Source organism: Roseateles sp., assembly GCF_031397715.1.
Lineage (GTDB): Bacteria > Pseudomonadota > Gammaproteobacteria > Burkholderiales > Burkholderiaceae_C > Paucibacter_A.
The window spans coordinates 23861-32557 of sequence record NZ_JANNMI010000402.1 but is presented as its reverse complement, the minus strand read 5'-3'; the positions used below and the strand labels follow the sequence as shown (position 1 = coordinate 32557).

General features: G+C 64.1%; 11 protein-coding genes. 5 read left to right on the top strand and 6 right to left on the bottom strand.

Annotation, left to right across the window (positions count from 1 at the left end; translation table 11 throughout):
• Positions 1-170: 170 nt before the first annotated feature.
• Positions 171-878 carry an aspartate/glutamate racemase family protein gene (locus tag RMO57_RS17635; protein WP_310388860.1) on the bottom strand — a complete coding sequence of 236 codons (708 nt, stop codon included), beginning with the start codon at positions 876-878 and terminating at the stop codon, positions 171-173.
• Positions 879-880: 2 nt separating this feature from the next.
• Positions 881-1501 (bottom strand): LysE family translocator, encoded by a 621-nt coding sequence (locus RMO57_RS17630; protein ID WP_310388859.1) that lies wholly within the window; start codon positions 1499-1501, stop codon positions 881-883.
• A gap of 104 nt (positions 1502-1605) precedes the next feature.
• Between RMO57_RS17630 and RMO57_RS17625 the strand changes: the two genes are divergently transcribed.
• The 3 genes from RMO57_RS17625 (at position 1606) to RMO57_RS17615 (ending at position 4502) form a co-directional block, all read left to right on the top strand.
• Positions 1606-3039, top strand: coding sequence for a PLP-dependent aminotransferase family protein (locus RMO57_RS17625; protein ID WP_310388858.1), 1434 nt, complete (start codon positions 1606-1608; stop codon positions 3037-3039).
• 72 nt (positions 3040-3111) lie between these two features.
• Positions 3112-3735: a response regulator gene (locus RMO57_RS17620; RefSeq protein ID WP_310388857.1), complete on the top strand. Its 624-nt coding sequence runs from the start codon at positions 3112-3114 to the stop codon at positions 3733-3735.
• A gap of 5 nt (positions 3736-3740) precedes the next feature.
• The gene (locus tag RMO57_RS17615) at positions 3741-4502 is read left to right on the top strand and encodes a fumarylacetoacetate hydrolase family protein (protein WP_310388856.1); all 762 of its coding nucleotides are present in this window, start codon (positions 3741-3743) and stop codon (positions 4500-4502) included.
• Here RMO57_RS17615 and RMO57_RS17610 read toward each other — a convergent pair.
• The gene (locus RMO57_RS17610) at positions 4499-4906 is read right to left on the bottom strand and encodes a hypothetical protein (RefSeq protein WP_310388852.1); all 408 of its coding nucleotides are present in this window, start codon (positions 4904-4906) and stop codon (positions 4499-4501) included. The genes RMO57_RS17615 and RMO57_RS17610 overlap by 4 nt on opposite strands.
• Complete coding sequence (locus RMO57_RS17605; RefSeq protein ID WP_310388851.1) at positions 4903-6798, bottom strand: ATP-binding cassette domain-containing protein; 1896 nt, start codon at positions 6796-6798, stop codon at positions 4903-4905. The genes RMO57_RS17610 and RMO57_RS17605 overlap by 4 nt, the downstream gene beginning before the upstream one ends.
• A gap of 294 nt (positions 6799-7092) precedes the next feature.
• On the opposite strand from RMO57_RS17605, the gene RMO57_RS17600 reads away from it, so the two are divergent.
• Positions 7093-7806 carry a choice-of-anchor J family PEP-CTERM protein gene (locus tag RMO57_RS17600; protein WP_310388848.1) on the top strand — a complete coding sequence of 238 codons (714 nt, stop codon included), beginning with the start codon at positions 7093-7095 and terminating at the stop codon, positions 7804-7806.
• Between the two features lie 84 nt (positions 7807-7890).
• Here RMO57_RS17600 and RMO57_RS17595 read toward each other — a convergent pair whose 3' ends face one another.
• Both RMO57_RS17595 and RMO57_RS17590 read right to left on the bottom strand, forming a co-directional pair.
• Positions 7891-8154: a hypothetical protein gene (locus RMO57_RS17595; protein WP_310388847.1), complete on the bottom strand. Its 264-nt coding sequence runs from the start codon at positions 8152-8154 to the stop codon at positions 7891-7893.
• Positions 8155-8313: 159 nt separating this feature from the next.
• On the bottom strand, positions 8314-8484 hold the full coding sequence (locus tag RMO57_RS17590; protein WP_310388845.1) for a hypothetical protein: 171 nt from the start codon (positions 8482-8484) through the stop codon (positions 8314-8316).
• On the opposite strand from RMO57_RS17590, the gene RMO57_RS17585 reads away from it, so the two are divergent.
• Entirely contained in the window at positions 8483-8662 is a 180-nt protein-coding gene (locus RMO57_RS17585) for a hypothetical protein (protein WP_310388843.1), read from the top strand. The genes RMO57_RS17590 and RMO57_RS17585 overlap by 2 nt on opposite strands.
• The last annotated feature ends 35 nt before the right edge of the window (positions 8663-8697 follow it).

The window sequence follows — 8697 nt, the reverse complement described above, 5'->3', positions numbered from 1 at the left end:
ACATGCGCGCGGCGCGCCGCGCTTGGGTCCAGACTGAATTCATGACGTCTCGCTTGCTCATTTGTCTATCTATTGCGGCTTCAATCGGCCGGCTAAGCCGACGTTGTACCACCCAGCCGACCGCCTGCAGGCGGATCGGCCTTCGTCAGCCACGCGGTAGCAGGCAGCTGCTACCGCGTGCGCGGACTCAGCATCCAATCGACCGCTGCCTTGGCATGCAGCGCGCTACCGTCGAACAAGGGCGTTTGGCTCGGCGCCGCGGGGTCCAGCAACAAGCAAATCTCCGTGCAGCCCAGGATCACGCCCTCGGCGCCGGCCGCGCTCAGTTGCTGGGCGATGCGCTGATAGCGAGCGCGTGACGTGTCGAGAATTTGCCCCCGGCACAGCTCCTCAAAGATCACCCGGTGGACCTCGTCGCGGTCCTCGGGGCTGGGGAGAATCAGCTCGATCCCATGCTTTTCCTGCATGCGGCCACGGTAAAAATCTTGCTCCATCGTGTAGCGGGTAGCCAACAAACCGGCCCGCTTGACGCCGGCCGCCTTCAGCGCAGCGGCGGTCGCGTCAACGATATGTATCAAAGGCAGGCCGCTCAAGCGCTCAACCTCGTCCGCCACCTTGTGCATGGTGTTGGTGGCGATCAACAAGCCCTGGGCGCCCGCCGCCTTCAAGCCGCGCCCGGCCTCGCCCAGCAACCGGCCTGCCGCCGCCCAGTCGCCGACGCGCTGCAACGCTTCAATTTCGGCGAAGTCCACGCTGCGCAGGATCAGATCGGCACTGTGCAGCCCGCCCAGCCGGGCGGCCACATGCTGGTTCAACAACTTGTAAAGATGAGCGCTCGACTCCCAGCTCATGCCGCCCAAAATTCCCAACACTCGCATATTCAAGCTCCCACCATGGGCCAAATGCTGGCCAGCAACAGCAGCGCCATCAGCGCATTGAAAACCCGTCGGCGCGCCGGCTCGGCCAGCCAGCGACTCAGCTTGGCGCCGACCAAGGCCCACAGCCCCACACAGGGTGCGTTGACCAAGGCACAAACCAGGGCCAGACCGAGCACCGCAGCGTATCCGCCGTCCGGCGGTGTGAAGCCCGCCACCGCACCGATCGCAATCATCCAAGCCTTGGGGTTGACCCACTGAAACGCCGCCGCGCCCCAAAAACCCATCAAAGGTGCCGCCGCGGGGCTGGCTCGTTGATCGCTGCCGGGGCCAGACGGCACTTCGGCATGCCAAAGCTTCCAAGCCAGCCAAACCATGTAAGCAACGCCTGCCCCTTTCAGCGCCAAGTAAAGCTGCGGCCACTGCTGCAGCAGCGCGCCCAGCCCCAATCCAGCCGACAACAACAAAACCATCAAACCGATGCTGATGCCGGCAATATGCGGCAATGTTTTTTTAAAACCGTGATTCACACCTGAGGCCAGCAACATCATATTGTTCGGGCCCGGCGTGATCGAGGTGACGGTCGCAAAAGCGATCACGGCGAACAAGGTGGGCAAAGTCTCCATGGCAGCAAGCTCCCGCTTTCAAAATCAGAGCTTCAGTATGCCGGCCAAAACCAATACAGTTGCAATACACTTTACCCATCAATTCATCCATCTGTATCGGCAAAATGACCCACACAGAGACCGCTGCGGCCACCGCTCTCGTGCGCAAAACCAGCCAGCCCTTGGCGCAGCAACTGGCGCAGCGCTTTGCTGAGCGCATCCAGCAGCGCCTGCTCTTGCCCGGAGCGCGACTGCCCTCGGTGCGGGAATGTGCCCGCCATCACGGCGTCAGCCCCTACACCGTGGTGGCGGCCTACGACCAACTGCTGGCCAGCGGCCTGCTGGAAGCGCGCAAGCAACGCGGCTTCTTTGTGCGCGAACGCCAAGCTGCTGCTGCCAGCCGCCAGCCCATGCCGGCCGCAACGCAAGCGGTGCCGGTGGACGCCACCGCCCTGATACGCGGCATGTTCCAGGCCGATGCCAAGCGCGCACCGGGCCTGGGCACCTTGCCGGCCGAATGGCTGGATCTGCCCATGCTGCAAGCAGCCATGCGCCAAGTGCTGAAGGCCGGCAGCGGCGCCGAGCAGCTGTCCCTGCATTACGGTGAGCCGGCCGGCGATGCCCGCTTGCGCCAGGCCCTAGGCCTGCGCCTGGCCGATATCGGCATCGCCTGCCCGGCCGAGCAAATCGTCACCACCGTCGGCGCCACCCATGCGCTGGACCTGATCACCCGCACGCTGCTGCAGCCGGGCGATGCGGTGCTGGTGGATGACCCCGGCTGGGCGATCGAGTTTGCCCGGCTGAGCCATGCCGGCATGCGCTTGCTGCCGGTGCCGCGCGGCGCGCATGGGCCGGATTTGGCCGTCATGGCGCGGCTGATCGAGCAGCACCGCCCACGCCTGTATGTGACGGTGTCGGTGCTACACAACCCGACCGGCCACAGCCTGAGCTTGGCTCACGCCCACCAGATCCTGCGCATGGCCGAGCAGGCCGACTTTCAGATCGTCGAAGACGACACCTACGCCTTTTTGGCGCCCAACCACGCGCCGCGTCTGTCGGCTTTGGACGGCCTGCGGCGCACGATTTACGTTTCAGGCTTCTCCAAGATACTGACGCCGGCCTGGCGCGTCGGCTATCTGGCCGCCAGCCCGGCCTGGGTCGAGAAGCTGACCAACCTGAAGCTGCTCAGCAGCCTGACCACCGGCCCGCTGCTGGAGCGCGCCGTTGCGCATTGCCTGGAGCAAGGCCTGTTGCGCCGCCATGCCGAGCGAGTGCTGACCCTGCTGGACGCGGCCCGCCAGCGCAGCATCAAGCTGGCCGAAGCGGCCGGCTGCCGCTTTATGGCGCCGCCCCAAGGCTTGTTCGGCTGGGTCGATGTGGGGCTAGACACCGAGCGCCTGGCCCAAAGGATGATGGACGAGGGCTGGCTGACGGCGCCGGGCATGCTGTTCAGTGCCAGCCGCCAAAGCAGCACGCTGATGCGCATCAACTTCGCCACCGCGCAAGACGCGAGCTTTTGGCGCCGGCTGCAAGCGCTGAGATCAGCGGCGGCCGCCTGAACATGAGGCCGCGTAAGGCCGGCGACGTGACAAGCCGTTACCATCGGTGGCTATTCGATCTCCGTCTTGCCCATGCCCGCCGAACTCAGATTCCTCGTTGTTGACAGCCTTGCCGGTGTCCAAACCTTTGCTCGCCAGTTGCTGGAAGGCTTTGGGCTGCCCTCCGACAGCATCCGCTGCGCCAGCGACCCCGAGTCCGCCTTGAGCGTTGGCCTGGACTTCAAGCCTGATTTTTTGATCACCGACTGGTTCCCCAAGGGCAAGATGAGCGGTATCGAGCTGCACGAGCGCCTGAAAACGGTCAATGCAGATTGCCGCTTGGCGCTGTTGAGCTTTGACGTGAGCGCGCAGCACGAAGCCGACGCCATTGAAGCGGGTTCCAATTTTCTGTTGCGCAAGCCCTTTACGGCCGCAGAGCTGAAAGCGACCTTGATGCAGGCGCTGGAGGCCTTGGCCAAAGAGCGCCCCGCCCTGCACGCGCGCCTCAGCGCTGCGATGAAGACCGCACAGCCGGGCGGCCGGGTGCCGCCAAAAACGGTGCTGCCGGTGATGCCCAGCTTGAAAGTGGGCGACCAGGTTCAGTACCAGGACAAGACCGAGACGGTCGAGGTGGTGGTGGTCAGCCATGGTGAGCTGGTGGTGCAGCTGCGCGGCCATACGGCACTGATCTCGGCCAGCAAGCTCAAGAAAATTTGAGTGCCATGGCATACCCCGAATTGAATCAGGCACTGACCACAGCGTGGCAACACAAGCGCCGCATCGCTGCGGCCGACTGGGCGGCCGGCCCGCTAGATGCTGAGGCGGCCTATGCCGTTCAGCAATCGGTGGCGCAGGCCTTGGGCTGTTTTGAGCCCGGCCGCCCGCAATTTTGGAAGAGTGGCGGCGCGTCGCGCCAAGCCACGCTGACTCATGCGCCGCTGGCCCCGGCCGGCGTGCGCCACAGTCCCGCCAACTTCAGCGACTTGCAGCTGCATGCCCCCGGTGTCGAGGCCGAAATCGCTTTGCGCATGGGCTGCGAAGTCACACCGGCGCTGGCCAACGGCCTGAGTATTGAGGGCGCACGCGACTTGATTGACGCGATGGCGGTGGCGGTCGAGCTGGTGGCCTCGCGCTGGCTCGAAGCGGGCGATGCGCCGGCTCTGCTGCGCCAAGCCGACATGCTCTCGCATGGCGCCTTGGCCTTGGGCGACTGGCAGCCCTTCAAACCGCGCGACTGGTGGGCGCAGGCCTGCGAGCTGCGCGTCAATGATGGCCCGGTGCAGCGCGGCGTCGGCGGTCACAGCTTGGGCGATCCGGCCTGGGGTTTGGCCGCTTGGCTCAAGCATGTCACCCGGCATGGCGACAGCTTGCCCGCGGGCTCGGTGGTGACGACCGGGGCGTGGCTGGTGCAGCCGGGGCTGCAAGCCGGTGACCGCGTCACGGTCGGCTTTGCCGGCCTGGGCACGGTGGCGGTGCAGCTCTAAAAGAGCAGCGCCAGCAAGACCAGCAAGGGGTAGGGAAAGGCCACCGTCGGACGCAAGGCGCTGCGGGCGTATTCGCCCAATATGGCCGCTCCGCGCGGCCTGGCCGCCAGCCATTCGCTGTGCAGTTGCATCGCTTGAGCGGGCCTGGCGTGCGCCTCACGCAGCAGCGACTCAACCTGCAGCAAACGCGCACCCAAGCGCGCCTGAAAGGTCTTGAAGATGGCCTCTTGTAGCCACAAGACCAACATCAAAACCCACAGCCAGCGGTTAGCAAAAGCCAAGCCGCACAGCGCCACCGCCAGCAGCTTGACGCCTAAAGCGGCGCGCTCGTACTGCTCGTGGTGGGCCTGCAGCGCCAACCATTCAGCCTGCAGCAGCCCAGCCGCTGCGCTTGCTTGTATCACTTTGCCTCCAGGGCTTCCCAGCGCTCCATCAGCACCAGCAGTTCAGCGTCGATCTGGCCGCCGCGCTCGGTGACTTCAGCAATCCTCGCCGCGCCCTGTGCGTACAGCTCGGAGCCATTCAACAAGGCATTGATCTGCACTTGCTCGGCCTCCAAGGCCGCCACCTTGGCGGGCAACTCGTCCAGCTCGCGCTGGTCCTTGTAGCTGAGCTTTTTCTTGTTGGCGACGACGGGCGCCACTGCGGCCGCCGGCGCCGGGGCAGCAGCAACAGCAGCAGCCACAGGCGCGGGCGCCTGCTTGGCCTTTTGCTCGTTGATGGCCGCCGCCCGCTTGCTCTGCACCAGCCAGTCTTGCACGCCGCCCTCGTACTCGCGCCAGCGGCCATCGCCCTCGTTGACGATGGTTGAGGTGACGACGTTGTCCAAAAAGCGCCGATCATGGCTGACCAAGAAGACCGTGCCGTCGTAGTCGGCCAGCAGCTCTTCCAACAGCTCCAGCGTTTCGATGTCCAGGTCATTGGTCGGTTCGTCCAGCACCAAGACGTTGGCGGGGCGGGCAAACAAACGCGCCAGCAGCAGGCGATTGCGCTCGCCACCGGACAGACTCTTGACCGGCGAATTGGCGCGCGCCGGCGAGAACAAAAAGTCACCCAGGTAACTCTTGACGTGCTTGCGCTGGTTGCCGATTTCGATCCATTCCGAACCGGGGCTGATGGTGTCGGCCAGGGTCGCTTCCAGATCCAGCACATCGCGCATCTGGTCAAAATAAGCCACATTGATCTTGGAGCCCATCGTGACCGTGCCGCTGTCCGGCGCCAGCTGGCCCAAAATCATCTTCAGCAGCGTGGTCTTGCCGGCGCCATTGGCACCGACCAGGCCGACCTTGTCGCCGCGCAGGATGGTGGCGGTGAAGTCACGCACGATCATCCGGTCGCCATAGCTCTTGCACACATCCTCCAGCTCGGCCACGATCTTGCCGCTGGCACCGCCGGTGTCGATGTCTAACTTGACCTTGCCCTGCACATCGCGGCGCGAAGCGTGCGCCACGCGCATGGTCTCCAGCCGCTGAATCCGCGCCACGCTGCGGGTACGGCGGGCCTCGACACCCTTGCGGATCCAGACCTCTTCTTGCGCCAGGATCTTGTCGAAGCGGGCGTTGTAGAGCGCCTCGTTCTCCAGCTCATAGAGCTTGGCGGCGGTGAAGGCGGCGAAATTGCCGGGGTAGTTGCGCAGTTGGCCACGGTCCAACTCGACGATGCGGTTGGCGACGTTGTCCAAAAACGTACGGTCGTGGGTGATCAGCAGCAGCGAGCCCTTGAAGTTGTTCAGCAACTCCTCCAGCCAGGTGATCGCGTCGAGGTCCAGATGGTTGGTTGGCTCATCGAGCAGCAAGACATCGGGCTGGGCCACCAGGGCGCGGCCCAGCGCCACGCGCTTCTTCAAACCGCCGGACAGTGAGCCGACCAGGCGCGAGCCGTCCAGGCCCAGCCGCTGCAGCGATTCCTCGACGCGCTGCTCCCAGTTCCAGGCGCCGATATGTTCGATCCGCTCGGCCACCCATTCGAGGTCATCCTCGGGGTCATGGATTTCATAGCGCGCGCGCAAGGCCTTGGCCTCGGCCACGCCCTCGGCCACGGCGTCAAAAATCGTCGACTCCGGGTCCATGATGGGCTCTTGCGGCACATAGACGCTGGTCAGGCCTTGCTGCAGCTGCAGCAGGCCGTCATCGAGTTTCTCCATCTGGGCGAGGATTTTCAGCAGCGACGATTTGCCGGTGCCGTTGCGACCAATCAGGCCGACACGCTCACCCATTTCGAGCGAGAACGAAGCACCATCGAGCAAGGCAACATGGCCGTAAGCGAGATGGGCGTTGGAGATAGATAGGACTGCCATAGCCGCGCATTGTCGTTGACTGGCGAGAACTCGCCCTGCTACGGGTTTTGACCGAGGCCGGCACGAGCCTGGCAAGACATGACCCTCGGGTATGTCCGGGGGCCCGCAAACAGGGGGGTGCACGGGGTTTCACGGATTCGTCACACCGCAGCGGCCGGTACAACGCAGTTGAGCGGCAAGCAGCTTACGACGCTGAATCGGGCGTCCACCCTGGTTGAACCGCCCAAGCCATTTGTTCATTCACGGCGCAAGCCAAACCCGCTTCCTTCGCGGATCTGTTTAAGGAGCAATGCAATGACTTTAGCCTCTCTCTTTGCCAAGGCCAGCGTGCCGGCCCTCGTTTCGGCCTTGGCCCTGGCCTTCGCCGGCAGCGTGTCGGCCGCCTCGTTGACCGAGGGTTTTGACACCGTTGTCCCGGCCGGCTGGACAGCCAACAACAATAGCCAGCCCTTGGGCGTGACCGGTTGGTTCCAGGGCAATCCGGATGTTTTTGAGGCGTATTCGGGTGATCCCGACTCATACGCTGGAGCGAACTTCAACAACACCGCCGGCACCGGAACGATCAGCAACTGGCTGATTGCCCCGACCATGCTCTTCAATAACGGCGATGTCGTCTCGTTCTACACCCGTACCACCGACGCTGGTGGAATCGTGTACCCGGACCGACTGCAACTACGATTCAGTGCTGTTGGCGGCACGGACGTCGGCAGCTTGGCCACCGATGTAGGCAGCTTTAACAGCCTCATGCTGAGCGTCAACCCCACCCTGGTCGATTTGTATCCACGCGAGTGGACCAAATTCAGCGCCACCATCAGCGGCTTGGCGGGTGCGACCACTGGGGCCGTCGCCCTTCGCTACTTCGTGACTAACGGTGGCCCCGCCGGAGCCAACTCGGACTACATCGGAGTGGACGACTTTTCCATCACCGCCGTGCCCGAGCCAAGCACCTGGGCGCTGATGGCACTGGGTCTGGGTGCCGTGGCACTGCGCCGCAAGCGCGTGTCCTGATTCGGTCGATTCGACTCGGCAATTTGAAAAGGGGTGATGCATTGCATCACCCTTTTTTGATTCCAAGTCTGCTGAGCTAGACGATTACTTCTTAGGTGCTTCGGCTGGCTTGGCCGCGACCACCGGCGCGCTGGCCGCAGCCTCGACCTTGGCGGCTGGCTTGGCGGCTAGCTTGGCCTCAGGCTTGGCCGCCGCGGTCTTCGCCGGGGTTGCGGCGGGGGTAACCGTGGCGGTGGCGACCGGCACAGCAGCGGTTGCGGCCGCGACGGGCTTGTCCTGGGCGAAACTTGCTTGGGCCGCGCAAGCAGCAATCAAAGCACCAACAACAGCCACAGAATACTTAGTCATCTCAGAACTCCAATCAAGGTCTCGCCATCCAGCGCCGATTCAGCTCTCGTCTTCTTTTGACTCTATGCTTTCAGTCGCCTGGCCCATGCACAACGACGCTTCCCGCTCGCTTGTTGACAGCGCAATTGTGAGCAAATGCAAGCGCGTTGACGATGCGCTTCAAACCCAGACGCGGTAGGCCCAGAAGGCTTCGTCGGTCTCAATACGCTGGCTCTGCTGGCATTGCGCTACGTCCTCGGCGGCGCGCACTTGAGCACTCATAGCCTGCCAGTCCGGCCCCGATAGCGAATCGATGCTGCCGCGCCGCGCATCACGCAAGATGGCCACCATGAACAGCCACAGCATTGCGACCCGAACTAACGCATTGGCCCCAGGCCCGCCTTGCCGATTCTTCGGCTTCCCCGAGTTGCTGCGGCTTGGGCGCGACTATCTGGGCCATCTCAGCGGCCTGCAGCGCCGCCAACGCCGAGGCCAGGCTGGCCGAGAGCGCCGTGCCGGTCTTGAGTGAGGCGGGCATGCGCCAGAGTACTGGCCAAGGAGTGC